Genomic DNA, 26,238 nt, shown 5'->3' on the forward strand with positions numbered 1-26,238 from the left:
CTCTCGTCCCGCCGCGTCCCCCCGGGCCCCTCCCGCCGGGTCTCCTGCGGAGGCTTCCCATCGAATTCGCCCACAGCAGCCCCGTCTAGCCCTCGTCCTTGATGGTCCGGCCGCCGGGACCGCCGGGCGCCTGCGGGCGCGATGGATGACCAGGGTCCGATGGATGCGTCATCGCCGTCGTCTCCAGTGTGGGGCCGCTTACAGGGAGACTCTAGAGCGCCGCACGTCCGTCTGGCGTGCTCGCCGGGCCGGAACCGCCGCGGCGGCGGAATCGGACATGACCGAATCGCACCGTCCGTTCCGGCCGTATCCCGGTGCGGACGAAATTGGGTCTCTGGTCCCTGGGCACTATACGGAGAATCCATTCAATGGCGGCTCGAACGCACTCGGCCGCCGGCCTGAGAAAAGCCCGAGCCGCCTACCTGGCGGATCGGTGATCGGCACCTTTTCCGGTCCCGTTACCGGCGCCAGGGCCAGGGGCCCTGTCCAGGGCCCCTGGTCTCATTCGCTGACCGGCTGTGGACTCCGGTCCGGCCGTTGATCGTTGCCTCCCGTTTCGGGAGAATGTCGAGGTCCGCCGCCCGGGGAGGTGAAATGGCACGTTCCATTCCGACCGGCCGCGGGGTTCGTGCGGCCCACGGTGTGCCCGCGACCGTCGCCGGAATGGGCCTGCCCGGTGTCGTCGCAGGTCAGGGCGCCTTTCTCCAAAAGTTTCGAAAATTCTTGCCCGGGGCGGGGAACTCGGGCAATGTGCACGGCATCGAAGAACACGATGCTCACGATTTAGGGCCGCTCGCCCCGGCGAGAAGTGCTATTCGCTTGAGTGCGAACAGTTGTGCTGACTATCGTCAGCGCCCCCGTAATCGGACGATTGCGGGAATCCAATGATCGTCCGCCGCCGCGAACGGGAGGGGTCGGCAAGGTGAGACCCGAAGACCATCCGGGGTGCCCGTGACCGCGGTCGTGCTCGCCGGCGATTTCCCCAGCACGGGCATCCTGCGGGCCTCCGTCGCCCAGCGGATCGCCTTGGACGGCGCGGGCGGGGACACCGCGCCCGCGTTCATCGACCACATGGCCCGCGCCCTGCAGACGCGGGGAGCGGTCCTGGTGGTGTATCCCGAGTGGAAGGGGAAGGGGACCCGCCGGCTCGTCCAGCTGGCACGCGCGGCGCTGCTCACCGACCGCATCGCGGGGGTGGCGCTCGACCTGCCTCCGATCGCGCTCTCGCTGGTCGCCGACCAGCTGACGTTCGCGTCGTCCTACGCGCGGCCCGGGGTGCTGGTGGGCTTGGCCCACCGCTTGCGCGAAACCCTCTACGCGGGCGCCTGGGTGAACAGCGTCGCTCGCCTTGAGCACATCAAGACCGGGCTCGGGGCGCACGTCTCGTCCTACCTGCCGGGCGGTGCGTTCGCCGTGACGGCCGGATGCCAAGCGGGGGTGCACCGCATCACCGCGGCCAAGCCCGTGCCGGACCTCGGCGCGCGTCCGGGCGATCCGGTGCTGATGCTCTTCGGCGGCACGAACGGCGACACCGAATGGCTGCAGCAGAAGCTGCGGCCGGCGGTCGCGGCCGTTTCGGCGACGCTGGTCGCGCCCCAGCCGCTCGGCGCGGAGTACTGGGGCACCAAGAAGTACGTCGAGTTCGTCGCGTTCAGCGGCCACCCGCAGGCACTGCAGAGCCTGCTGTCCGATTTCGTCTACCGGCCGTGCGGATGGTGCGGGGAGCCGACCGCGCTGCCGCACTGCCCGCTCTGCCAGATGACACAGCCGGCACCGCCTCCCAGCCCGGAGGCGGTGCAGGACCAGCCTGCCGACGTACCCGCCGTCGAGGCGGACGTACCCGTCGCCGGGGCGGACGTACCCGTCGCCGGGGCGGACGTACCCGTCGCCGGGGCCGGCGCGGACCGGACCCCCACCGCGGAGGCGGACGAGATCGCGGTGCTCCTCCAACCCGCGCCGCGGCGGCCCGCGGCGGCGGACCCCCGGCTCATACCGGCGCCCAGGGCGACGTCCGGCGACGAATGGCCGCGCGCCGGAACCGTCGCCTTCGGTCCCCGGGACCGCCCCTAGAAGCCTCCCCCAACCCCTGGATCGAGATCGGAGTTCCATGAATCCGCGGCAGCGACGTGGAGTTCTGCTGATGATCTTGGCTGCGCTCGGCGCGGTCTTCGTGTTCGTCAGTGTGGTCGGATATGTCGGCTCGGTGCGCGCCGAGGTCGGGCAGATGACCGAGGTGCTGCAGTTCACCAAGCCGGTCAAGGCGTTCGTCCCGATCGACGGGAGCATGGTCCGCAAGGCCAGGATCCCGGTGAAGTGGGTGTCGAAGTCGATGCTCACCGAGACGAGGCAGCTCGACGGCAAGGCCGCCGGGACCGACATCCAGCAGGGCGCCTACGTCGACAAGGGCATGCTCGTCGACCGGCCCGCCCTCAAAGCGGGGCAGCGTGAGATCGCGAGCCTCATCAACGCCGAGACGGGCGTCGCCGGGCAGGTCAAGCCCGGCATGACGGTCGACATCTACGCCACCTTCCAGGAGCAGCAGCAGAGCCGCCAGCGCGCCTGCGCACTGCGGATCATCAGCAAGGCGCTGGTCAAGGAGGTCGGGCAGCTCCAGAGCCAGCAGGGCACCAAGGCCGACGACGTCGACCAGGTCGTGCCGATCACGTTCGTGCTGAGCGCCGAGGACAGCCTGAAGCTCACGCACGCCGAGAGCTTCGCGCAGGAGGTCCGGCTCGCGCTCATCAGCCGCGAGGGCGAGGCGACCACCCCGAAGCTCGGCCCCGTCTGCCAGGCCACCCCGTCGAGTTAGGTGCGCGCATGAGTGTTCGGATCCTGCTGGGCGTCACCGACCCGGAGCTGGTCGACGCCCTGCGGACGCAGCTGGGCGAGCTCGCCGACGTCGAGCTCGCCGCGGTCGAGCGCTCGTCCAACGACGTGACGGGCGCGGTCAACAGCATCCCGGCCATCGACGTCATCCTGGTCGACCAGGACATCGCGGGGCTGCCGGCGCTCGACCTCATCCGCGACCTGACCCGCCGGCATCCGCAGCTCGGGCTCGTGCTGATCACGACGGACCAGACCGCGGAGACCTACCACCAGGCGATGTCGGTGGGCGCGCGCGGCGTGATCTCGCGCGAGCCCGCCCTGTCGGAGCTGCAGAACCGGATCGAGGCGGCCGCCGACTGGGCCCGCAGCGTCAAGCGGCACATCGACCCGGCCCGCGCGTCCGCCGCCCCGGACCGGTCCGGACGCGTCGTCGCCGTGGTCGGCGCCAAGGGCGGTACCGGGACGACCACGCTCGCCGTCCACCTGGCGGGCGCCGCGCTGGCCGCCCGGCAGACCGTCTGCCTGGTCGACATGGACCTGCAGAAGGGGGACGTCCCCAGCTACCTGGACATCACCCACCGGCGCAGCATCGCCGACCTGATCGGCGCGGCCGACGAGCTGGACGGATCGATCCTGGCCGATGCGCTCTACATTCACCAGGACGGCCTGCACACCCTGCTGGCCCCGGCCGAGGGGGAGCGCGCCGAAGAGGTCACCGCCAAGGCGGCCCGCCAGATCCTCGCGGCACTGCGGTCGCGCTACGACCTCGTCATCGTCGACTGCGGCGCGTTCCTCACCGACGGCAGCGCCATGTCGATCGAGATCGCCGACCGGCTGCTGGTGACCGCGACCCCGGACCTGCCGTCCATCCGCGCGGTGAAGCGGTTCGCCGCGCTCTGCGGCCGGCTCAACCTGCGCAAGCCGGACGACCTGTCGGTCGTGCTCGTCCGCCAGGACCGCAAGAACGAGGTGCAGCCGGACTTCGCGCGCAAGGTGCTCGGCCTGCCGATGCTGAAGGCCGGCGTCCCCGCCGTCTTCCGCGGCCTGGAGGAGGCGGCCAACACCGGGTCGCCGGCGGCCGTGGACAACGCGGCCTTCCGCCGCGCGATCGGGCAGGTCGCGCTGGAGGCCGGGGTCATCGACGAGGGGGCCGTCGCGGCGGCCGGCGCGGGCAAGGGCAGGGCCCGCGGGGACAGCGGCCGGGGGGACGCCGGCGTCGCGCTCACCGAGTTCGCCGGCATCTTCTTCATGATCGTGTTCCTCATCGTCCTGTGCTGGGAGGTCGTCCTCATCGGGCTCACCTCGATGTACACCGGCCACGCCGCCAACGAGGCCGCGCGCGCCGTGGCCGTGCTCGGCTACCAGACGCCGGAGGCGCGGGCCGAGGTGCGCCGCCGCACCGCCGAGCGCGTGCCCGGGATGATGCGGCCGGACGACCACCTGCGGATCAAGATCGTCAACGGCTACGCCGAGGTCAGCATGGACGCGCCCGCGATGCTCGCCTCCTGGCACGTGCCCTTCGAGCTGACCGCCAGATCCAAGATCGTGAAGGAGGGCAGGCCATGACCCGCGGCGCGTCCGGCCGGTCGCGGCGGTCCGCGGCGGCGCCCGGCGACCGCGGCGGGGTCAGCCTGGAGTTCGCGGGCGTGCTGCCGAGCGTGCTCACGGTGATCTTCTTCTGCCTGGAGTTCCTGCTGGTCGGCATCACCGTCGAACGGGTCGAGAACGCCGCCCGGACGGGCGCGCGGGTCGCCGCGCAGCGGCAGGAGGCCGGCGCCTGCGAGACCGCCGCGATGCAGGCCATGCCCGGCTGGCTCAACGAGAAGAAGGTCACGTCGGCCACCCGGGACGGCGGCGTGGTCTGCCGGGTGCGCGCCAAGGTGCCGGTGCTGATCAAGGGGGTCCCGCTGGACTTCACCATGACCCGCACCGTCGAGATGCCGGTGGGGTGACGCATGGGACTCAGGGATCGGCTCGAACAGGACCGCACCGGCCAGCGGCGCGACATGGCGCAGGGCGTGGCGCAGTGGCGGACGCGGCTGCTGGAAGAGGTCGACCTCGACGAGATGGCCGCACTCGACGTCCCGCAGCGCCGGGCTCGGCTGGAGAAGGTCACCGACCACATCATCAGCCGGGAGGGGCCCGTCCTGTCCGCCCGGGAACGCGCCGCCCTCATCCGGCGCGTCGTCGACGAGGCGCTCGGCCTCGGCGTGCTGGAGCCGCTGCTGGCCGACTCCGGCATCACCGAGATCATGGTGAACGGCCCCGACGACATCTACGTGGAACGCGGCGGGCGGGTGCACCGGATCGAGAGCACGTTCGCCAGCGAGGAGCAGCTCTACCAGACCATCGACCGGATCGTCGCCCAGGTCAACCGGCGGGTGGACGAGTCCAGCCCCATGGTGGACGCGCGGCTGCCGAGCGGCGAGCGGGTCAACGTGATCATCCCGCCGCTGTCGCTGACCGGGCCGGTGCTGACCATCCGCCGGTTCCCGCGCGCGTTCACCATCGACGACCTCGTCCAGCTGGGCAGCGTGGACGCCTCCGCCGGCGTGCTGCTCGCCGAGTTCGTGAAGGCGCGGCTCAACGTGGTCATCTCCGGCGGCACCGGCACCGGCAAGACCACGATGCTGAACGCCCTGTCGGCGTTCGTCCCGGCGTGGGAGCGCGTCGTCACGATCGAGGACTCGGCCGAGCTCCGGCTCCAGCAGGACCACGTGATCTCGCTGGAGTCCCGTCCGCCCAACATCGAGGGTTCCGGCCAGGTCACCATCCGCGACCTGGTGCGCAACGCGCTGCGGATGCGTCCCGACCGCATCATCGTCGGCGAGGTGCGCGGGCCCGAGACCGTCGACATGCTGCAGGCGATGAACACCGGCCACGAAGGATCGATGGTGACCGTGCACGCCAACTCGGCCGACGACGCGATCTACCGGCTGCAGACGCTCGCGAGCATGAGCGAGGTGAAGCTGCCCTTCGAGACGATCCGCGACCAGATCAACAGCGCCATCGACGTGATCGTCCACCTGAACCGGGGGGCCGACGGATCGCGCCGGATCGGGGAGATCGCCGTGGTCGCCTCCCGCCGGCAGGAGGCGTTCAAGCTCCAGGCGGTCTACCGGTTCGAGCCCGACCCGCTGAAGGCCGACCGGATCGTGCGGGGCCGGATCCGCCGCTCCGCGCTGCCGGAGAACCTCCAGCGGCGCCTCTTCGGCGCCGGGCTGGAGACTCCCGAGCCCTTCCGGGCGGGCGACCCGCCGTCGACGTTCCAGGGGGCCCCGTGAACATTCCCTTGCCGGCCATCCTCGTCTGCCTGGCGGTCGTCCTCGCCGTCGCGACGTGGGGCCTCTACGAGTACTTCCGCGGCGTGAACCAGCGCCGGATCCTCAGCGCGCGCGGTGCGCTGGACGACGGCGAGCGCGTCGCCGCCGGTGCGCTCGACCGGCTGGACCGGGCGCTGCGCAGGACCGAGCTGGGCAAGGCGATCGATCGCCGGATCGTCGCGTCCGGCTCCCGGATGAAGGTCTCGACGTTCACCCTCATGGCGGTCCTCGGCGGCGGGGCGGCGGTGTTCGTCATCGGGTCCTGGATGGCGCCGGTGTTCGGCATCGCCGCGGCGATCGGGGTCGTCTTCCTCCTGCTCACCTACCTGCGCCGCAAGGAGGAGCGCCGCCGGGACGCGTTCGTCGCGCAGCTCCCGGAGCTGGCGCGCGTGCTGTCCAACGCGACGAGCGCCGGGCTGGTGATGCGCACCGCCCTCGAACTCGCCGCCGACGAGCTGGAGGACCCGGCCCGCGGCGAGCTGAAGCGCACCTCCGACGCCCTGCGCCTCGGGCAGCCCGTCGACCAGGCGCTCCGGGACCTGGGCGACCGGATGCCGTCCCGGGAGCTCGCCGTGCTCGTGTCCACCCTGGTGGTGTCGGCGCGGTCCGGCGGGTCGCTGGTCACCTCGCTGCGGACGATCGCCGACACGCTGGAGGACCGCAAGGAGATCCACCGCCAGATCAAAACGATCATGGGCGAGGTCGTGGTCACCAACTACGCGGTCGGCGCCATGGGCGTCGGCGGCCTGGTCATGCTGAACATGATCATGCCGGGGTCGCTGCGGGCGATGAGCGAGAACCTCGTCGGCCAGGTCATCCTCGCGGCGGCCGCGGCGGCCTTCACGCTCAGTGTGATCATCATTCGCCGGCTCACCCGGGTGGAGGTCTGAGGCCATGCTCCCCGTCTACCTCATGGGACTCGGCGCCGCCGCGTGCGTCCTGCTCGGCCTCCGGGGCCTCCAGTTGGCCCGCGCGGACGAGCAGGTGGCCGTCTCGGCGATGCCGCCGTCCCCCAAGCGCAAGAACGACCTGTCGGTGTTCGTGCGGATCGCCGACCGGCTGGGCGCCCCGCTGGCCAGGCCGACGCAGGAACTGCTCGCGCCGCAGAAGACGAAGATCCTCAGGCGGATCGAGCAGGCGGGCCGTCCCGGCGGGATGACCTACGAGTCCTACTGCCGGCAGTCCGCGGGATTCCTCGTGCTGTTCGGCGTCCCCGGGGTGTTCCTGATGCTGCAGGGGGAGATGCTGTACGGGGCCGCCTGCCTGCTCGGCGCCCTCCAGCACGAGGGCGTGATCAGAGCCCGGATGCGCAAGCGGCAGGACCAGATCCAGCGGTCCATGCCCGACTTCCTGGACGTGCTGGCGGTGACCGTGGCCGCCGGGCTCAGCTTCCGGCACGCCCTGGAACGCGTCGCCGAGAGCATGCCCGGGGCGCTCGCGGACGAGTTCACCGTCGCGCTGCGCCAGATGGACCTCGGCACCCCGCGCCGGCAGGCGTTCGAAGACCTCCGCAAACGCAACGACTCGGAGGCGGTCGGCCAGTTCGTCACCGCCATCCTGCAGGCCGAGGAGCTCGGGGCGCCGCTGTCCAGCGCGCTCAACGACATCGCGCTGGACATGCGCCGGGAGTCGGCCCAGTGGTCCAAGCAGAAGGCCCAGAAGATCTCGCCCCAGATCACCGCGGTCACCGCGTTCCTGGTGCTGCCGGCGCTGCTGGCGGTCATGGCCGGGGCCATGTTCATCGGGGCCAACGGAGGAGGTCTGGGTGATCTCGGCAACCCATGACGGCCCGGTGCACGGGAAGACGGTGCACGAGACGACGGTGCACGAGAAGACGGTGCACGAGACGACGGCGCACAAGACGATGGTCCTCGAACGGGTCGGCAGCGCGTTCTCCCTGCTGATGCAGGTGCGGATGCTGATCGCGGCCATCACCCTGGGGCTCATCCCCGCCAGCCGGATCTCGCCCAAGGTCTTCGTCCTGGTGGCGCTGCTCGCGCTGGCGTCCTGGCAGGCGGCCAGGCATTGGCGGACGATCGTCCCGTGGCTGCTCAGATGGCCCGCGCTGGCGATCGTCGACGTGGCGCTGTCGTTCGTCGTGCTCGGCATCGGGGGCACCTCGGGGCCGTTCCTGATGGCCACCGTCGTCACCGCCGCCATCGCCGGGCTCCTCTTCGGCTGGCGCGGCATGCTGGTGATCTCGATACTGCAGGTCGCCGGCTACTACACGGCCTTCGCACTGACGCTGGACGAGGCCGGCGGCGACATCGCGACGTTCCAGACGGTGCTCGGGCAGCCCGTCTACTACCCGCTGGCCGGCTACGCCGGGGTGGCCCTGCGCCGCCTGTTCGACCAGCAGATACGCGAAGCGCAGGCGCGCGCCCGCGCGGAGGCGCGGGCGGCGGCCGCCGACGAGCGGGGCCGGCTGGCCAGGGAGATGCACGACTCGCTGGCCAAGACCCTGCACGGCATCGCCATGGCCGCCACCGCGCTGCCGCTCTGGGTCCGCAAGGACGCGGAACGCGCGGCGGAGGAGGCCGCGAACCTCGCCGCCGCCACCGCGATCGCGTCCCGGGAGGCGCGCACCCTGCTCGACGAGATGCGTTCGGACAACCTCAGCCTCCCGCTCGCCGGTGCGCTGCGGGAGACCGCCGAACGATGGGCGTCCGCCAAAGGCGTGGCCGTGCACTGCGACCTCGAACCCGAGATCGACGTGGAACTGCGGAAACGCTCCGAGGTGCTCTCGATCCTCTCCGAGGTCCTCGCCAACGTCGAACGGCACGCGGCGGCGACCTCGGTGGCCGTCCGGCTGGCCCGCGACGACGGCATGGCCATTCTCTCCGTGCGGGACAACGGCAAGGGATTCCGCATGGAAAGCGTCGAGAACCTCGCGCGTGAGGGCCACTACGGCCTGATCGGCCTGTACGAGAGAGCGGAAAGGGTCGGCGGCACGGTCATCATCGGCTCCGAACCGGGCGCGGGGACCAGGATCCTGCTCCGGATGCCGGTCCAGGAGCCGGCCGGCACGGCCGGGAACGATCTCGCGGAGGTGGGTTGAGATGCCGGAAATCAAGGTCCTGATCGCCGACGACAACCCGGTGGTCCGCGCCGGGCTCGCGTCGATGCTGGAGGCCGCCGGCATCGCGGTCGTCGCGCAGGTGGGGGACGGGCAGACCGCCATCGAGACGGCCGACCGGCTGCGCCCCGACCTGGCCCTGCTGGACGTGCGGATGCCCCTGGTCAACGGGATGGACGCCGCCGCGGTGATCTCCGAGCACACCCGGGTCCTGATGCTCACTTACACCTCCGCGCCCGAAGTGATCCGCACGGCGCTGGCCAACGGGGCCTCCGGGTACCTCGTGCACGACACGTTCTCGCCGGACGACCTCTTGAGGGCGGTGGAGGACGTCGCGAACGGCGGCAACCCCATCTCGCCGGCCGTCGCGAGCTACCTCGTCGGGACGCTCCGGTCCGACGCCGAGGCGGCCGACCATGGAACCGGGGGCCGGGCCGGGGCCGGGCAGGGCGGCCACGCGGGCCGGGTGAGCGCGGACGTGCCGAAGGACCATTGGCTGTCCGCCCGCGAGCTGGAGGTCATGGAACTCGTCAGCCAGGGCTGCTCGAACGGGGAGATCGCGCAGCGCCTCTTTCTGGCCGAGAAGACGGTGAAGAACCACATCAACCGCATTTACGCGAAGCTCGCCGTCACCTCCCGGGGTGCGGCCATCGCCCGCTGGCTGGGGACCGAGCAGGAGGACGCGGGTCCGGTCGCAGGCCCGGTCACAGGTCGGGCTACAGGCCCGGTCACAGGCCCGGTCACAGGCCCAAAGGCAGGGCCCCAGGCCCCAACCAGAAGAGCCCGCTGAATTGGGTTTGCGGGCCCTGGGAGCACGGTCGGCCTTTCCGTAGATTCGTCCTCAGCAAACAGGCGGGGCCAAATACGGGAGGCACAAATGAATCCGCTCATCCCCCTGTACGTGACGACTTCTCTCTTCCTGCAGGACCGCGTCGAGACCTACCTCGAGAAGCGCAAGGACTTCGACCGCGGGGCGAGCTTCTTCGAGTACGCCGCGCTCATCGCGGTGATCGCCGGCATGATCGGTGTCTGGCACAAGTTCAACCTGGCCGACAAGATCACCAAGAAGCTCGAGCCCCTCCTGGACAAGCTCAAGTGACCTGGCCATACCCGGGTGGAGGGGCGGCGCTCAGGCCGCTCCTCCGCTTCGGTTTCCGGACCGCTTCTCCGCCGTTGGGCCCCTAGACCCTTCCTCCTTTCCCGCGTTCTGGTACTACCCTCGTGATGTCCACGTGATTCGGGCGACCAGTGGGAGAACTACGTGCGAACGAGTCCGGCACTGCTGACGTTCGGCCTTGTCCTGGTACTCGTGGCCGGGTGCAGTTCATCGGGAGGGGGCGGCGAGGCCGGCAAGTCGAACGCTCCCACGAAGATTCCGGCGGGGAAACAGGGCAAGGACGACCGTCGCGCGCTCGCTTCCACGACGAGCTTCATGGACCCCAAAGTGAAGGTTGACCTGGTCGGACTCAACCGATTCGGTGGAACCAACGTGGTCGTGCAGTTGCGGTACACCAATGGCGGCTCCGAGGACTTCACGGCCGGTCGCGCGGTCCAGGACATCGCCGTCCCGCAGGACTCCGGATCGGGAAATGACCAGGCTTCCGGAATCGGGATCATCGACGCCGCCGCACGGCGGGTGCTGCTGCCCTACCGAGGGGGCGGCACATGCCTGTGCTCGTCCGACAACTGGAAGACCGACCGCAGTGTGCTGAGCCCCGGGGAGTCGGCGACCTTCTTCGGGGTGGTGCCGGCACCGTCGGGCGGTGCCAAGACCACGACCGTGATCACCCCGGATTCGGCGCCCCTGCCCAATGTGCCGATCAGCGACCAGGCGCCCACCGCCCCGCCGGGCCAGCCGATCCCCGCCCTGACGCCCGGCCTCCAGCCGGTCAGTCACGTGATCACGTCCTCTACCGAGGCGGTCGACGACAGTGATGAGATCCAGGACGACGGAAAGAACCTCCGGGTCAACCTGCGCGCGGACGTGTTGTTCGCCTTGAACAAGGCGGACCTGTCGGGCAAGGCACAGGCGGTCCTCAAGGAGACGGCCAAGAGGATCGATGAATCTCCGGCAGCCAAGGTCCAGGTCGAGGGGCACACCGACAACTCCGGCAACGACGCCATCAACGAGCCCCTGTCGCAGCACCGGGCCGACAATGTCGCCAAAGCTTTGCAGGGCCTGGTCACGCGTTCCGGGGTGGGATTCGAGGCCAAGGGCTACGGCTCGACCAAGCCGCAGTACAAGAACGACAGCGAGGAAGGTCGTCGCCGCAACCGCCGGGTGACCGTGATATTCGCGCGTCCGAAGCCGCCCGCGCAGACACCGGCTCCCGGAACTGGGGCGAAAGCGGCGGCCCCGGTCAGCCTGACCGTCGATGGTCAGCCTTTCGCCGCCCAGGTCACCGGTGTGAAGCCCATCGGCAACGGGCTGGGAGTCCTCGGCTACCGGCTGACCAACAACGGCACGACCGAGGCGAGCGTGAGCGACCTGCAGTACGGCGATGGCTGGATGAACATCGTCCAGTTCTTCGCCAACAACGTCGGTGTGATCGACACCTCCGGCAAGCGGAGATACCAGGCGGCGACCTATCCGACGGACGTTCCCGGCAACAACGAGGTGGCGTGCCTGTGCTCGCCGGTGGCCGGCACATGGGCGGGCGAGGACCGCGTTCCGCCGCAGGGCGGCCTGGACTTCTGGGCGGTCGTGCAACTTCCGGTGAACCTGTCCTCGTTCGGCGTCCAGCTCGGCAAGTTCCCCCGCATCGAGGGCGTCTCGGCAGGCTGAGCACACGGTCCATCGGTGGGCGGGCCGACCTCGTGCCGGTCCGCCCGCGTTCGTCCATCGGGGTGCTAGAGCCAGCCGCCTTCCGAATCCTTGACCAGGTCGTTGAGCAGGAGTTGCGCCTGCCACTCCGCTTCTTTCCGTAGGTCAGTGGGAAGGCTCGACGCGGTGAGCCGCTCCAGGTAGGGGAGTGCCGACTCTTTCGCCGTGGTCCGCAGTCCGCTCGTCAATCTGTACCTGAGCTTCTCGTCGTCCACCTTCGGTATGAAGTTGGTGACCAGCTCCAGATATGGGGTCAGCTGAGCCGATTCACGCTGCTCGCGGAGTGAATCCTCTGCCCATTTCAATGAATGCGTGAGCATGCGGCCGGCCAGGTAGCCGAGCCACGCGGTCAGCAGGTCCGGTGCCAACCTGCGAGCGATCTCCGGAGGCAGCGCCGCCCGTGGTGCGAATTCGACGGCGACCTCGCGTACCCGGTCAGCCCTGATGGCCGACAGCCGCGGCATGTGGTCGCTTAGGCGGGACAACAGCGGAGTCCAGGCGGTCCACATACCGGCGGGCAGCATGTCTTCCAGCGGTGCGGACCACCGGAGGTCCGGTTCGGCGATCGCATACAGGGCTTGTTCCAGCACTTTCAATGCTTCGGTGATTCGGGCGCCAGTGCGGGGGAGGTCGTCGAGGTAGGTGAATGTCAGGTACGAGGACGTGAGGTCCCAGGGCCATTGGATCTCATGCCAGCCGACCGGGACCGGGGAGCCCGCCTCAGCTTGACCCTCCGTCATTTGCCCCACCTTTCATTCCGAGCGACCGCCTGAAGCTCACTCGGAGTATAGACCTCGTCACCGAGCCTTACCGTGACCCCGGAGTCCGCCAGCTTCTGGACCAGACTGGTCCGGCCGTCGACCTTCTGGAAGGCGAGTTGTCTATCCACGGTGCTCTCGATGTGTATCTCTGACTGCCGGCTGGCCCCGTTTCTTGCCCAGGACTCCATCCGTTCGAGCTGGTCGCTCTTCTGCGTCTTCTCAAGGAGGGCGTTCATGGTGTTCTTGACTTCGACCAGGTGGACCTTGCCGGCGCGGTCGATGTAGGTGGCGTCGATTTCGTAGATGTCGTCGAACCTCACCTTGCGGCCGGCGCCGAAGTCGAGCTCGATCGGGGGTTTGCCATCCTTCCAGCGCTTGCCCGTGTAGATCTTCGTGCCAGGTGCGTTCCTGCCCTCGCGGATGATGCGCGCCACCGTGCTGACCTCGGCGCCGTTCTCCGCGAGTTTGAGGTTGGCCTTCCTGACGTCGGTGATGCCGCCCGCCTCGTTCAGTTTGGCCATGAGGCCCGCCCAGTCCGCGGGATCCGTCGCCTCCTGGGCCTTGGCGAGGTCCTTGGCGAGCTGCGCGAGCTTCGCCTGGTCCAGGTCCGACCGCCCCAGCAGGGCGTTGAACCGGTCGAGGAGATGCGTGTCCTTGCCCGCGCCCTGGATGATCTTCTCGATCTCCTCCGGGGCGAGGCCGAGCCGCTGCAGGTTCTTCCTGGCCGCGTCCTGGATCCTGCGCCGCTCCTCGACCTTCTTCCGACCCTTTTCGGCGGCCTCCTCGGCCTTGCGCTTGGCGTCGTCCGCTTCCTTCTGCGCGTCCCTCGCCTGCTTGCAGGGCTCTTCGGAAGGGCCCGCCCGCAATGAGAGAACACGGCTCGTCAAGGCGTGCACGGGGAGCGCAAAGGCTCCAGCCGGAACGGAGGGGTGCCCGCCGCCGCGCTGGCCCGGTGGTCCCAGGCCGAATGCCTTACAGCCCTGCTTCTTGGCTTCCTTCTTGGCCTCGTCCGCCTTGCGCTGGGCCTCCTCCGCGGCCTTCTTCGCGCCGTCGACGTCCCCCGCCTTGGCGGCCTTCCGTGCCCGTTGAGCCGCTTCGGCGGCCTCCTCGGCGAGTTTTCCCAGCTTCCCGAGCTTGCCCAGTTTCCCGAGTTTGCTGATCTTTCCGACGGCCTTGCCGATGTCGTAGTAGGGAATGAACCAGGAGCCGACGTTCCAGATGACGCGGCCGCCGGTGCCCCAGTTGTCGCCCTTGTCGAAGAGCTTCTGGGTCTCGTCGTCCCAGACCAGCTGTTTCGCCGCGCCGAGCGGGTCGGTGAAGATGTACTTGCCCGCGTCGAGGATGGTGCTCGGGTCTTTGACGAGGTCGATCAGACCGGTGATGTCGTCGACGAAGGCGTCGCCGATCTGCCAGACGGTGCTCGCCGGACCCTTGAGCCAGTTGAACGGGCCCCAGTCCGACCCGCCGCCGTCCCCGTCATCGTCCCCGCCCGGGTCCTGGTCGTCTCCGGCGTGGGGGCGGGCGTCCTTGTAGTCCCCGCAGTCGGAACCGCCGAATGCCTTGCAGATCGTCGTCCCGGTTTTGGACAGCACCGTCTGTGGTATTTCGGCGAGAAACATCGATGTGACGATCCCGGCCACCACCGCGAGCAGTGCCGCGTATTCGAAGAACGACGCACCCCGGTCACCCCGCCGGTCGGCGGCTCTTGTCCAAAAGCCCACCATGCCCCGTGTACCTCCGCATCGCCCCCGAACGGGTGAGGTTAGGTGAGCGGAGGACGCTTGGCATGGGCCTGCGGACCCAATAACGGACCCAATCAACTGAGCGTGACAGATCCATTTACTTGCGCGGTTGACGTATTAGTGGCTACGCTGAACAACTCGTTCAGGAAAGCCATTCTTTCCGCTTCGGCCGTTTTCTTGGGTGGTGTGCGATGCCCGGACCCGTCAAGGCGATACGGACGCTCATGTTCGTGGTGGCCGGACTCACCTTCGTGACCACACTGGCGCTGCTGGTGGCCGAGGGGGTGAGCGCGGAGAGCCTCGGGACCGCGATCTGGTACACCTGGCCGGCCGTGCTGACCCTCGTCCTCGCACTGCGCGTCCCGGACGGCGGGACGCGGCTGCGCCGCGGGATCATCGCGCTGGAGATCTTCTACGTCCTGCTGGGGCTCGCCCGCATCGGCCAAGGCGACCCGCGCGGCATGCCCAACCTGATCATCCCGATCGTCCTCCTCGTGCTGCTGTTCCAGGCCACGGCGAAGGGCCACTTCGCCGGGACGCGCCGGACGGCGGGCACCGGCGGCTACTTCTGAGCACAGGCCCGGCTTTGAGTCCCCGGACCCTGGGCGTCCGCGGCGTCCGGGCCTACGTTTCTCGCCATGAGCATCGGTGAACCCGCGCGAGGCTCATCCGAAGGTCCGCCGGCCTCGGGGCCTGAGAGCGACGACCCGGCGGTAGGCGGGGGCACCGCCGAGCCGCGGCGACGCGGATGGCAGGACCCCGGCCGAGGGTCCCTGGGGATGGGGTCGGCCTACCGCCCGTCCGCGCGGCCGGGGCCGGCGGACGGCACCGGACCCGAACGGCTGGCCTGGGTGCCGCACTTGGACGGCAGAGCCGCCGGGACGCGTGCCGCCGCTGCGCGGCTGCTCATCTCGTGGGCGGTGGCCCTGGGGGTCTGGACCCTCGGGACGCTGCTAGCGCGGCGGCTGATGCCGTCCGGCGAGGCGGCCGTGCCGGTGAACGAGCTGGGCGAGGTCCTGAGAGGGCACCTGCCCTGCATCCTGACCGGCCTGCTCGCCACCATGGCCGCCGGCCTCTACCATCGCGACGGCTCCGCGGGCGCCTACCGGCTGTCCGGCATCCTGCTGGTCCCGGTGCTGGCCGCGCCCGCCGGAGTGGTCATCGGGCTGCCGATGGCGGCCACTGGCCTCGGTGCCCTGGTGTACGTGACCGAGGCATTGCTGGGCGCCGTCCTCGGCCTGCTCGTCGCCAATTGGTTCCGGGCCGGCGGGGACCACTGGTGACCATTTGGGCCCACGGGCCCTGTTCCCCGACTTGCGGTATTCCTATTCTTCCCGGGAAGCATCTCTGATCATTGCCGGGACATGCCGACGGGTTTTCACGGGGACGACGCATGATGGATCGGTTCTTGCGTGTGCGGGCTCGTCGGCGCGACGACAAAGGCGCGGGCACGACGATCCTGCTGGTCGCCATCGCGCTCGTCCTGTCCTTCGCGTCGCTCATGTTCTTCCGCATCACGCATTTGAACGATCTGCGGACCAGGGCGCAGGAGGGAGCGGACGCCGCCGCGCTCGGCGCGCTCGCACCGCTCCGCGAAGAGGCGATATCGCTCGCGCTGAGCGGCGTCCCCCCGGACCTGATCGGCTACTGGGCGACCGGTGCCGACGCGACGTCCGCGGGACGGAAGTACGCCGTCAAGAACGACTCCGACCTCGTCGGCAAGGTGCATCAGACGAGCATGCTCGGATACGTGGCCAAGGCCGATGTAGCGAGCAAGCACTGCGACCTCAAGCGCGAGAGCGAACTGACCGCGCAGGAGAAGGAGGACCTGCGGAGGCGCCGCAATCTCTGCACCGACGGCAGCGGCAAGGAGGGCATCGGACGCAAGGCCGGGGCGTCAGCGATAGCGAAGTTCTATCCACCCTCCTGCACACCGGTCTGGGCGCCGGGGGAGGGCAATGCGGACGGTACCGGCTCCCCGCTGCAAATGGCGCTGAACTGCAAGGACAGTGAGGGAAACGAGGTTCGGGCGGCGCCCAACGGGAATCGCAGGGCGCTGGCGAGACTGTTCAAGCTCCGCCTCGTCGCGAAAGAGGACCCGCAGAAGTACACCGGCCAGCCCTACGGGTTGTGGAACAACGGGCCGCTGCCCGATCCCGGCCCGCTGCCGCCCGGCACGCCGGAGATGATCAAACGGGCGATCGCCTTCGCCATGGCCCAGCTCGGCACCTGGTACCAGTGGGGCGGCAGCTGCACCAACGCGAGCCGCGCGGGCGCGACCCCCGCCAACTGCGACTGCTCGTCGCTGACCCAGATGTCCTACCGCGCGGCCGGCATCGCGATCCCGCGGGTGACCTACGATCAGGTCAACTACGGACGGCGCATCCCGCCCGGTCAGGAGAAGGCAGGAGATCTGGTGTTCTTCCACCCCGGTTCGCGCGGCCCGGAACACGTCGGGCTGGTGGTCGACCCGGCGAAGGGGATCATGATCGAGGCTCCGCACACCGGTGCCCAGGTGCGGACCGCCGACTACAAGTCGCGCGCGCCGATTGCCTTTGTCCGCCCCTACAACGAGGGCAGGGCCACCTGATGCCGGAGTTCGCCGCGGTGCTCCGCGCATGAACGCTTTCCTCGTCGTCCCGTTGGCGGCGCTTGGCGGGCTGGCCGTGGGCTGGTTCCTCGCCCCGCAGACCGAGCGGTACTGCGACAAGCTCACGGCGAGGCGCCGGTGGGCGATCGCGGTGACGACCGCTGCCGTCTTCGCCGCGCTGGGCTGGCGGTTCGGCGCCTCGCCCGTCCTCCCCGCCTATCTGTACTTCGGCGCCGTGGGGACGTTGCTGAACTTCATCGACCTCGCGGTGAAACGGCTGCCGGACCCGTTCACGCTGCCCTCGTACGGGATCGGTGCGGCGCTGCTCGCGGCCGCGATCCCCTTCGTCGACGACGGCGTCCCGCATTTCGTGCATGCCGTCATCGGGATGGCCGCATTGTGGGTCATCTACTTCCTTCAGCATTTCTTCATGCCGCAGGCGATCGGCCGCGGTGACATGAAGCTCTCGGGAGTGCTGGGGCTCTACCTCGGCTGGCTCGGCAGCGACGCGTGGGTCTACGGGCTCGTCGCCGGTGCCGTGCTGGGCGGAGTCGTCGCCGTCGGCCTGGTGCTGCTGCGCCGGAAGTCGTGGAAATCCGAACTGCCCTACGGCCCTTTCATGCTGGCCGGCACCCTGATCGGCATCCTCGCCGCCGGCGGCTGAGCGGCCCGCGCGCCCCATCACGAGGTTGGGCCTTCTTTTGGGCCCTGGGACTCATGCACCCGCCATAGGAGCCTCCGTACCGTCGACACGGACCACGTGAGTTGTTTTGCTGCCCGGACGCGGTTGGGCGCGAAATGTTCGGGGGACGCGATGAACTTCTGGCGCAGGGGTGCCGAGCGCCGGTTCGATCGGGGAGCGTCCTTCTTCGAATACGCGGCACTGTTCGCCGTGGTCGCCGGAATGATCTCGGCGATGGTGCTCGCCGGCATCCCTGAAAAGGTCGTCTCCAAGACGGGCACGATCATCTGCCAGGCCTTCGGCGGCACCGGCTGCGGGAGCCCGGACGGCGGCGGACGGCCCCAGGCCGGCGACGGTGACCGTCCGGGCGGCGACGATGACGGCGGAGGCGGCGGCTGCAAGGGGAACATATTCCAGAAGGGGTTCTGCCACGCCAAGAACGGCGTCAGCAGCGCCGCCTCCGGGACGGGGAACTTCTTCAAGGGGGCCGGTCTCGGCGTATGGGACGCGGGAGTCGGCATCTTCGAGGGGGGTGCGTTCGTCGCGTGCCTGGCCCACATATGCAGCCATGACGGCTTCAAGAGCAACTGGGGCGGCCTCAAACAACTGGTGACCAATCCCAAGGATTCTCTCAAGGCCATCTGGGACGACGCCACCAAGCATTGCCGGAAGTTCACCGACGACGCCGAGGAGGCGGGCCGGTGCACCACGAACATCATCGGTTCGATCGTCGGGGGCAAGGGCCTCAACAAGCTGAACAAGCTCAAGAAGCTGCCCGGCGGCAAGAAGACCCCCGACGGCCCGAAGGTGCCGAATCTGGCGGACGACGCGAAGAGATCCGCCGACGAGGCCGAACGGCTCGCCCGCGAAGGCAAGCTGGACGAGGCGCAGAAGGCCGCCGACGAGGCCCGCAAGAAGGCCGATGAAGCCGAAAGGAAAGCGCGAGAACAGGGCTGCCCGGTCGCACTGGGTCCACCGGGCCTCCTGCTGAGACATCCGTCCTATGGACGTACCGGGGCCGTCGCCGTCGCCGTGTGCCCTGCCGGGCAGAGCGCCAAGCAAGCGAGGCGCGAGGCGGGGCGTGCGCAGAAGGCAGTCCTCGGGCCGAGGCTCAAGCAACTCGGGCTCGGCCAGGAGCAAGCCGACGCGTTGCTCAAGAGCATCAAGGACACCGACGCCAACTCCCTCGACGCGCTGCAGCGCACACTCCAGCATGCCGACGATCCGGCCAAGGCGCCCCACATCAAGACCGCACTGGACGACCTCGCCGCGCTTTCCAAGGACGACCGGATCACCGCTCCGTCCCTCCAGGGGGCGCTGGCCAAACTGAAGAACGCCAGCGGTGAGAAACTGGACGCCGAGCATCGCGCGCTGCCCTCGCTGAGCGCGGAGGTGAACCGCGCGCGGCAGGTCGCCGACTCGGGCCAGGTCAAGCCGGGAACAAAGGTGGCGATCGGCGCCAAGGGGGCGACCGACCTCGGCGGCGGCCACAAGGTCACATTCCCGCAGGGAGTCGACGCGGACGTCGCCTACGTGGACTCCAAGGGCGTGGTCCACCTGAACGAGGTCAAGGACGGTATGAACGCCTTCCTCGGCACGCTGAAGAGCGACAAGCAGATTCCGAAGTACTCTCAGTGGGCGCGGGAGACCGGAGGGCAACCCAAATTCGTGGTGAACAGCGGCGGCAAGGCGAATGAGCTCTTCAGGCATCCGGCCGAAGTCCAGAAGCTGATCGACTCGAAGATTCCGGTGGAGATCGACGGGAAGACCTACGATTCCGAGGCATTGCGGCGAGCGCAGGAACAGGGGCACTTCTGAGAGCCGCCTCGACGGTGGCGCGGGGGCTGGGGGAGGCTGTGGAAATGGATGAGCTCGTTCCGGGTGCGCTGGCCGGTGCCGCCGGGCCCTGGGACCGCACCGACGCCGGCGAGCGGATGGAGGCCGCGCGGCGCCTGGCCACCACGGCGGAAACGGTGGAGCGGGCATTGGACGTCCTCGACCGCTGCCTTGCGCACGCCGCGGCGCACCCCCATTCGGCCGCCCTGCATGAGCAGGTGCTCGCGATGCCTGAGCTCAAAGCGATCGAGGACGCGTGGCCGAGCCTCCTGAAGTACCTGCGCCGGGCGATGCCGACCCTTCGCGATGTCACCGATGATGGGGTCGCCGCCGCATTGCAACTCGCCGCGCAGGATGGGGCGGACGTCCCGGAACCGCAGCCGATGCGGGACTTCACCCGGATGTGGTTGCGGGCTGAGGTGCCCGCACTTGCCCGCCAGGCCAGTCAATGGCTGAGCGAACGCCTTCCGGGCGACCCGATGCCGCAGGCTCGCGAACGCTACTTCCGGCTCCTCGCCGCCCTCGTCCCGAACCTGGGTGATTCTGGGAACGGGCTGGTCACCCACCTGGAAATGGTGGGCGGCATGGACGCCGCCGCCTATCTGCTCTGCGTCGAACGGCATCCGGCGACGGGACCGACCGCCCGCGAAACGGCCCGCGATTACCTGGACGCCCTTGAACGACATGCCTATCCGCAGGGCGAGGATCTGCCTCCCGAAGTGTGGGCCGTGCGCGGGAGAAGGCTGAGCGCGGTCCGCCGCCTCTACGTCGACGAGGCCGGTGGGGTGCCACAGGACCAGATGGCGGAACTGACCTTCGACGACGGCCGGGCGATCCAGCTATGGGCGGGGTACGAGCAGACTTTGCGCGTCGAATCGGGTCGCTACGAGGTCGATGACGGCGAGAGCACGCTCACGGTACCGGGTGCTGATCAGGCCGTTCTGCTAGCTGAAGGCGTCGTGGCCTGCCTGGCGGACGACACGGCTGGCGAGCCGCTGAACCACGCGGTGGGACGCCGTCTGACAGATCCGCGCCCGCTCCTACACGGGGACGCCCTCACCGGCGTTCGGCTGCGATTCGAAAGCGTCGTGCTCGACGTCAGAGTCACCGGTGACCTGGTACTGCAGATCGGCGCGGAAGTGCCGCGAGGAAACGAAGGATGACGATGGCCGTTGCCCGATCCGTCCTGCTCCCTTCGTCACTGCGCGGCGCCCGCGTGCTGATGTTCGTCGTTGCGGGCCTTTCGGTGGTGTGGAGCCTGGCCTTTCTCGTCGGCTACGGCTGGACCGCCGAGAACTTCGGCGCCGTCCTGCTGCAGCTGATCCCCGGTGGCCTCAGCCTTTTCCTGGCGTTGCGGCTGGCCACCGGACGTAGACGGGTCCGCACCGGCGTGGTGGCGCTGGAGATCGTCTGGATGCTGATCGCCCTCGGCAGGCTCGGGCAGGGCGACGCGACGGGCGTTCTCGGCCTGCTCATTCCCGCCGTCATCCTGATACTGGTCACCCGGCGGACGGCCCGCGACCACTTCGCGTCGAAGGGCTCCGGCTACTTCTGAGCTTTGGGTCCCGCGGTGGGTCTCAGGGCTCTTCAACCGGGCCCGCACCGGCGCCGACGCTTGGTGAATGATCGTTGGATCCGGTCGTCGCCGAGATGCGGGAGCGTCCTTCTTCGAGTACGCCGCCCTGCTCGGAATCGTGGTGGGAATCGGCGCGGTGGCCTTCGCGGGCCTGCCCACCGCGGCAACCGACAGCGTGGCCGCATCGATCTGCAAAATCTTCTCGATCTCCGACTGCCCGTGGAAGCCGCACCCGAAGGAACCCCCGCCCGAGGCGCTCCCGTGCAACACCGAGGAGATGACGACCGAGCACAACAACAATGTGCAGATCCTGTTCTACAGCCGCAAGGAGAAGAAGCGCTCGATCGTCGCCCTCCGGTCCAACGGGGAGATCTGGGAGACGACCGGGACGGACACCAAGAACGGATTCGACGTCGAGGCCGGCATCGGATTCACCCTCAAGGGCAAGGGCGCCAGCATCGCGGGCGGCGTCGGCATGGACTGGGGCGCGCACGCCGCCACCACCTGGAAGTTCAAGGACGCCGCACAACGCGACGCGTTCAACCAGGCGGTCAAGGAGGAAGGCGACCGGCTGATCAAGACCAAGGGGTTCTCGGGGGTCGGCGAGCTGAAGGAGATCCCGTACAAGGTGGCCGACCGGATGGGGATCAAGTACGCCACCTACTACGGCAAGAGCACGACGGGCTTCGGCAAGGTCGACGGCTCGTTCTCCATCGTGTCCGGCGGCGGCGGAATCGAGAACGGCGACGAGGTCGGCACCACCCGCAACAGCGACGGCACGTTCATCAAGACCTACAAGACCAACGAGACCTACGGGATCAACGGTTCTCTCGGCGTCATCGTCGCCGAGGCGGGGGCGCAGAAAGACTGGGCGAACGGGTCGGCCATCTCCGTCTTCTACGACAAGAACGGCAACCCGACCAAGGCCATCATCACCACCGACACCAAGAGCACCTGGGACGCCGGTGTGTCCCTGGGGAAGACGTGGTCACCCGACCGGAAGAAGAACGGCCCACCCGACCAGAACGGCGATCCCACCGACGACGGCGGACCGCAGGGCAGCAAGGGCGGCGGTCCCAAGTGGACGCCGTGGAAGGACGGCGGTGGCGGCCAGTCGACCACCCAGATCCACATCCCGCTGACCAACGACCCCGGAGCCCAGCGGGTCATCGACGCGATGCTGAACCCGTCCAAAGTGCTCTACGACAAGAGCTATCCCGGCGGCATGCAGGGACTCACCAACGACTTCGGCGACCTGGTGACGAACAAGGGCACGACCTACAACATGAACTACGATCGGTCCTACTCCAAGGACGGATTCGACATATCCGGTTCCTACGTCGTCAAGCTGGGCGGTTATGAGAACTCCACGGAGCAGACCCAGTTGAAACTCAAGGACGCCTACATCGTGGACCCGGTGACGGGCGAACGGAAACCTTGGACGGGATGCAGGCCATGAACCCCAGGCGGATGGTCACCCGATCGCTTCCCGCCCTCGCTCTCGCCGTCGCGGGTGCGGCCACGGTCGTCGGCTGCGGCGGAGACGACGGAAAAGCGGCGTCTCCGGCTTCGCCCGCGAGCAAGAGCACGGCGAGTGCACAACTGGACACTTACAAAGGTGCGGGTTTCACCATCGGATACCCCGCGAATTGGAAGGAGATCACCGGCCACACCGTGGTGCCCAAGGCGGCTTTCGAGGTCGGGGTGAAGAGCCGGGACGGCCAAACGATGGAGTCGTCCTTCGACGTCCTCGTCAACGAGGACCTGCCGTTCCCGCTGGCCCGCATCGCCGATGACTTCGTCGCCTTCAGCCATGCCTCAAAGGAGTTCCGGCTGATCGGCAACCGGAAGATCGAGCTGGACGGCGCCGAGGCGTGGGAAATCCGCAAGCGCTACAAATCGCCGCAGGGCCAGGAACTCGTACAGGCCGACCTGTTCACCAAGACCCCGCAGGGCAAAGTCGTCGACGTGCGGATCATCTTCCTCTCCTCGCTGTACGACTCGAACCAGCCGCTCGTCGCCTCCATCCGTTCGTCTTTCCGGTTCAACCCATGACCGGGTACGGCCTCCGGACCACGGCCGCCGGTAGATCCCGGCCCAGCGGCATGCTGCCGTCCTGCCTGGTGGCGCTCGGGTTCCTGGCCCTCCAGATGGCCGGTATCCGCTGGGGACTCGGCATCCCCGGCCTGGGAGAGATCCGCGCCGTCAACGACGGCGTGATCGCGGCCACCGCCCCTTTGGCCCTTGAAGCGATTCTCCTGTCCGCGGCACTTTCCGCATGGATCGCGACGAAGACCGACGACCGGCTTACAGGGGTGCTCACTGACGCGAGTCAGCAAGCGTTGGTGGCGTCCCTGCTCTTCTGCCTGACAATGCTGCCGCTACTGTCCGGCCGGTCTCTCATCGGCGCACCACGGTCGGCCAACCTGCTTCTCCTGGTCGTGGCCGCGGAACTCGCGGTCGCCGCCGGCTGCTACGCCGGATACGTGACGCTGCGCCGTCCGGAAGCCAACGCACTGCTGGTCTGCGCCACGGTCTCGGCCCTGCTCTCCCTGCTGGGGCGGACCATCCTGTCCCGTGCGCTGTTCTCGGACATGGCCGTGACCTCGTCCTACATCGGCTTGGACGATGCCGGGCACAAAGTCGGGGAGCTACTGACCTGGACACCGCGCGTACAGGCCATCGCCATCGCACTCGCCACAATCGCGACCGCTGCGACATGCCTTCCCGACCGGAGAAGGCCACTCTGGCTGGCGGCCGCGGCCGCGGCACCAATAGCGCTGACGGCGATCACCTTGCCACTGGCCTTGCTAGGCGCCGGAACGGCGGCGGCCGCCGACTACAAGGCGGCCTTCTGGCTTCACTCGCTAGGCGGGGCACTGACCGGATACCTTCTAGCGCTACCTTTCGCCATCCGTTCAGGTCGCAGGTGAATCGATGACCCCCTACGTGGAGCGGTACCGAGGCTCCCTGCCTGCCAGGCTTCTGCTCCTCGGCATTCTCCTGGTCGTCCTGCCGTGGGGCCGATGGGACCGGCTGACGACTCCGTCGCAGCCCACCACGCCGGGCGGTCCGGAGAACGACTTCCTCGACACGTTGTCGGCGGCATTGTCGATCCCCGCCGTGGTGTTCGGCTGCCTACTGATCGCGGGTGCGGCAGTGCAAACGGTCTGGACGGCCCGGCGACGGGTGGCTTTCGCCGCCGACGAGAACGGCCTCTACCTCGGCGCGCACCTTCTTCCCCCGGCCAGGCCGACCCGAATCCCCTGGGACCAGGTATCGCGAGTGCAACTCCGCCAAGTCAAAGGCGTCCCTCATGGCTCGGGAGCCGGGGCGACCTGGAACCGCCTCGTCATTCACGGCAGGGGACGCGGCAGGCTCGCGGCCCGTCTCGTCGACGGCTGGCGGCTCGACCGCCGCAAACTCGCCGACGCGATATCCAGCGCGGCCCCATCGGTCCGCCTCGATCGCTGACCTCCGCACCGGGGCGGGCGGCGGCAGGGCGGCCGAGGGGCTCGGGCCGCCGCGCAGAGGCCGGATCGGGGCGAGGCTCGCGTTGGTGTCAGTGCCCGCCGCGCCCGCCGTCAGTCGCAGAGTTTCTGGTCGCCCTTCACGCCGCCGCCGATCTTGTTGATGGCCGGTGCGGCGAGACGCACGCCGTTCGTCCCGATGACGAGGCGGACACCGTCCGCCGGTCCGGCGGCGTCCGCGCTGAGCAGCGCGTCCGGGACGTCCCGTGCGAGCGCCGACGCCTGCGCCTCGGCGGCCGGTGCGTACACGAGGCGGCTCTCCGGTGCCGAGGCGGCCTTCTCGACCTTCTTCGCCACCTTGTAGCCACGTTTCCGGAGCTGCGTCACGACCCGCTCGACCAGCTGGTCCCGTCCACCCGCGTCCACGACGGTGACGTGCACCTTGTCCGGGGCGGGCGGCGCCGGCTTCGCCTGGGCGGGCTTGGCCGGCTCCGCGGGCAGCTCGTCATCGTGCCGGACCGCCTCGAACAGCGGTTTCGCGAGCTCCTGGTTCCACTGGACGCGGTTCGGGTCCGGCGCATACCCCTCGACCGGGACGGTCACGAACCGCACCTGCCCCGCGCTCATGCCCTTGAGCCCGTCCGCCAGCTTCTTCATCCCCGCCAGATCGAGTTCGTCGTCCGTCGTCATCGACTTGGTCGCGGCCTTGAGGAACTTGTAGGTCTTTCCCGGATCGGTAAGAACGGAACCGCTGGTCGCCTTGTCGACGACCGCCGCCATGAACTTCTGCTGCCGCTCGATCCGCTCCAGGTCGGAGCCGTTCCCGAGCGAGTAACGCGCCCGCACGTAGCCGAGCGCCTCCTCACCCTTCACGGTCTGCTTCCCGGCCTTCAAGTAAAGCTCCGCCCGCGGGTCGTTCACGGGCTTGTCGACGCAGATCTGGACGCCGCCCAGAGCGTCCACCATCCGCTTGAACCCGGCGAAGTCGACCTGCACAAAATGGTCGATATGAATACCCGTAAGTGATTCAAGCATCTTCCACGTGCACGTCGGCCCCGCATACGCGAACGCCGCGTTCAACATCCCGAACTGCGCCGGTACGGTGCCGCCCTTCTCCTTCTTGCACGTCGGAATCTTGACCATCGAGTCCCGCGGAAAACTGATCCCCACGGCCTGGTCCCGATTCGGCGACAGGTGCAGCAGGATCGTGGTGTCCGACCGCGCCCCGCTCATCTCCCCGTACCGGGCGTTGTCGCCCGCCCGGGTGTCGGAGCCGATCAGCAGAATATTGAGCGACTTGTTCAGCTTCTTGGGCCGGTTCGCGCCGAGCTTGTCACTGACATGCTTCTGCTTAATCCCGCCGACCAGATCGTGATAAAGCCACGCTCCTGCTCCACCACCGACCAGCAACACGGCGACCGCTGCAACGGCAACCCACCGCCAAACCCGCCGCCGCTTCCTCCCGGCGCCCGGCCTGCTACCACCGGACCCGCCCGAACCGCCCCCCGCAGAGTCATCCCCCGCGCCAGCGC

General features: G+C 68.9%; 25 protein-coding genes. 22 read left to right on the plus strand and 3 right to left on the minus strand.

Going from position 1 to position 26,238, the window contains the following annotated elements; genetic code table 11:
- Positions 1 to 951: 951 nt before the first annotated feature.
- The 11 genes from E1293_RS22855 to E1293_RS22905 all read left to right on the plus strand — a co-directional run bounded on the left by E1293_RS22855 (position 952) and on the right by E1293_RS22905 (position 12,010).
- Positions 952 to 2,070 carry a hypothetical protein gene (locus E1293_RS22855; RefSeq protein WP_132199498.1) on the plus strand — a complete coding sequence of 373 codons (1,119 nt, stop codon included), beginning with the start codon at positions 952 to 954 and terminating at the stop codon, positions 2,068 to 2,070.
- A gap of 70 nt (positions 2,071 to 2,140) precedes the next feature.
- Positions 2,141 to 2,809, plus strand: coding sequence for a Flp pilus assembly protein CpaB (gene cpaB / locus E1293_RS22860; RefSeq protein WP_165978355.1), 669 nt, complete (start codon positions 2,141 to 2,143; stop codon positions 2,807 to 2,809).
- Between the two features lie 8 nt (positions 2,810 to 2,817).
- Complete coding sequence (locus tag E1293_RS22865) at positions 2,818 to 4,392, plus strand: CpaE/TadZ family protein (protein WP_132199500.1); 1,575 nt, start codon at positions 2,818 to 2,820, stop codon at positions 4,390 to 4,392.
- A complete protein-coding gene (locus E1293_RS22870; protein ID WP_132199501.1) occupies positions 4,389 to 4,778 on the plus strand; it encodes a TadE/TadG family type IV pilus assembly protein in 390 nt (129 codons plus the stop codon). Before E1293_RS22865 ends, E1293_RS22870 begins: the two co-directional genes overlap by 4 nt.
- A 3-nt stretch (positions 4,779 to 4,781) precedes the next feature.
- Positions 4,782 to 6,110 carry a TadA family conjugal transfer-associated ATPase gene (locus E1293_RS22875; RefSeq protein ID WP_132199502.1) on the plus strand — a complete coding sequence of 443 codons (1,329 nt, stop codon included), beginning with the start codon at positions 4,782 to 4,784 and terminating at the stop codon, positions 6,108 to 6,110.
- Positions 6,107 to 7,039: a type II secretion system F family protein gene (locus E1293_RS22880; protein WP_132199503.1), complete on the plus strand. Its 933-nt coding sequence runs from the start codon at positions 6,107 to 6,109 to the stop codon at positions 7,037 to 7,039. Before E1293_RS22875 ends, E1293_RS22880 begins: the two co-directional genes overlap by 4 nt.
- A 4-nt stretch (positions 7,040 to 7,043) precedes the next feature.
- Positions 7,044 to 7,934 carry a type II secretion system F family protein gene (locus E1293_RS22885; protein ID WP_132199504.1) on the plus strand — a complete coding sequence of 297 codons (891 nt, stop codon included), beginning with the start codon at positions 7,044 to 7,046 and terminating at the stop codon, positions 7,932 to 7,934.
- On the plus strand, positions 7,915 to 9,207 hold the full coding sequence (locus E1293_RS22890; RefSeq protein WP_132199505.1) for a sensor histidine kinase: 1,293 nt from the start codon (positions 7,915 to 7,917) through the stop codon (positions 9,205 to 9,207). Before E1293_RS22885 ends, E1293_RS22890 begins: the two co-directional genes overlap by 20 nt.
- Position 9,208: 1 nt before the next feature.
- Positions 9,209 to 10,015, plus strand: a complete 807-nt coding sequence (locus E1293_RS22895; protein WP_132199506.1) for a response regulator — start codon at positions 9,209 to 9,211, stop codon at positions 10,013 to 10,015.
- Between the two features lie 87 nt (positions 10,016 to 10,102).
- Positions 10,103 to 10,324, plus strand: a complete 222-nt coding sequence (locus E1293_RS22900; protein ID WP_132199507.1) for a hypothetical protein — start codon at positions 10,103 to 10,105, stop codon at positions 10,322 to 10,324.
- A 162-nt stretch (positions 10,325 to 10,486) separates the two neighbouring features.
- Positions 10,487 to 12,010 (plus strand): OmpA family protein, encoded by a 1,524-nt coding sequence (locus tag E1293_RS22905; protein WP_243716413.1) that lies wholly within the window; start codon positions 10,487 to 10,489, stop codon positions 12,008 to 12,010.
- A 65-nt stretch (positions 12,011 to 12,075) separates the two neighbouring features.
- Here E1293_RS22905 and E1293_RS22910 read toward each other — a convergent pair whose 3' ends face one another.
- Together E1293_RS22910 and E1293_RS22915 are read right to left on the minus strand one after the other, a co-directional pair.
- On the minus strand, positions 12,076 to 12,789 hold the full coding sequence (locus tag E1293_RS22910; RefSeq protein ID WP_132199508.1) for a hypothetical protein: 714 nt from the start codon (positions 12,787 to 12,789) through the stop codon (positions 12,076 to 12,078).
- On the minus strand, positions 12,786 to 14,630 hold the full coding sequence (locus E1293_RS22915) for a hypothetical protein (RefSeq protein WP_132199509.1): 1,845 nt from the start codon (positions 14,628 to 14,630) through the stop codon (positions 12,786 to 12,788). The genes E1293_RS22910 and E1293_RS22915 overlap by 4 nt, the downstream gene beginning before the upstream one ends.
- A 113-nt stretch (positions 14,631 to 14,743) precedes the next feature.
- On the opposite strand from E1293_RS22915, the gene E1293_RS22920 reads away from it, so the two are divergent.
- The 11 genes from E1293_RS22920 to E1293_RS22970 all read left to right on the plus strand — a co-directional run bounded on the left by E1293_RS22920 (position 14,744) and on the right by E1293_RS22970 (position 24,710).
- Positions 14,744 to 15,124, plus strand: coding sequence for a hypothetical protein (locus E1293_RS22920; RefSeq protein ID WP_132199510.1), 381 nt, complete (start codon positions 14,744 to 14,746; stop codon positions 15,122 to 15,124).
- 207 nt (positions 15,125 to 15,331) lie between these two features.
- Entirely contained in the window at positions 15,332 to 15,835 is a 504-nt protein-coding gene (locus E1293_RS22925) for a hypothetical protein (RefSeq protein WP_132199511.1), read from the plus strand.
- A 110-nt stretch (positions 15,836 to 15,945) separates the two neighbouring features.
- A complete protein-coding gene (locus tag E1293_RS22930) occupies positions 15,946 to 17,142 on the plus strand; it encodes a C40 family peptidase (RefSeq protein ID WP_132199512.1) in 1,197 nt (398 codons plus the stop codon).
- A 28-nt stretch (positions 17,143 to 17,170) separates the two neighbouring features.
- Positions 17,171 to 17,806 carry a prepilin peptidase gene (locus E1293_RS22935; RefSeq protein ID WP_132199513.1) on the plus strand — a complete coding sequence of 212 codons (636 nt, stop codon included), beginning with the start codon at positions 17,171 to 17,173 and terminating at the stop codon, positions 17,804 to 17,806.
- 252 nt (positions 17,807 to 18,058) lie between these two features.
- Positions 18,059 to 19,642 carry a hypothetical protein gene (locus E1293_RS22940; RefSeq protein WP_132199514.1) on the plus strand — a complete coding sequence of 528 codons (1,584 nt, stop codon included), beginning with the start codon at positions 18,059 to 18,061 and terminating at the stop codon, positions 19,640 to 19,642.
- Between the two features lie 44 nt (positions 19,643 to 19,686).
- Entirely contained in the window at positions 19,687 to 20,823 is a 1,137-nt protein-coding gene (locus tag E1293_RS22945; protein ID WP_132199515.1) for a hypothetical protein, read from the plus strand.
- 2 nt (positions 20,824 to 20,825) lie between these two features.
- Positions 20,826 to 21,215, plus strand: a complete 390-nt coding sequence (locus E1293_RS22950; RefSeq protein WP_132199516.1) for a hypothetical protein — start codon at positions 20,826 to 20,828, stop codon at positions 21,213 to 21,215.
- 67 nt (positions 21,216 to 21,282) lie between these two features.
- Positions 21,283 to 22,695, plus strand: coding sequence for a hypothetical protein (locus E1293_RS22955; protein ID WP_132199517.1), 1,413 nt, complete (start codon positions 21,283 to 21,285; stop codon positions 22,693 to 22,695).
- Positions 22,683 to 23,291 carry a hypothetical protein gene (locus E1293_RS22960; RefSeq protein ID WP_132199518.1) on the plus strand — a complete coding sequence of 203 codons (609 nt, stop codon included), beginning with the start codon at positions 22,683 to 22,685 and terminating at the stop codon, positions 23,289 to 23,291. The genes E1293_RS22955 and E1293_RS22960 overlap by 13 nt, the downstream gene beginning before the upstream one ends.
- Positions 23,288 to 24,169, plus strand: a complete 882-nt coding sequence (locus E1293_RS22965; RefSeq protein ID WP_132199519.1) for a hypothetical protein — start codon at positions 23,288 to 23,290, stop codon at positions 24,167 to 24,169. The genes E1293_RS22960 and E1293_RS22965 overlap by 4 nt, the downstream gene beginning before the upstream one ends.
- Before the next feature lie 4 nt (positions 24,170 to 24,173).
- The gene (locus E1293_RS22970; RefSeq protein WP_132199520.1) at positions 24,174 to 24,710 is read left to right on the plus strand and encodes a hypothetical protein; all 537 of its coding nucleotides are present in this window, start codon (positions 24,174 to 24,176) and stop codon (positions 24,708 to 24,710) included.
- A gap of 110 nt (positions 24,711 to 24,820) precedes the next feature.
- Here the strand turns inward: E1293_RS22970 and E1293_RS22975 are convergent, their stop codons facing one another.
- On the minus strand, positions 24,821 to 26,119 hold the full coding sequence (locus tag E1293_RS22975) for an LCP family protein (protein WP_132199521.1): 1,299 nt from the start codon (positions 26,117 to 26,119) through the stop codon (positions 24,821 to 24,823).
- Positions 26,120 to 26,238 lie beyond the last annotated feature (119 nt).

The sequence above is a fragment of the Actinomadura darangshiensis genome (assembly GCF_004349235.1).
Lineage (GTDB): Bacteria > Actinomycetota > Actinomycetes > Streptosporangiales > Streptosporangiaceae > Spirillospora > Spirillospora darangshiensis.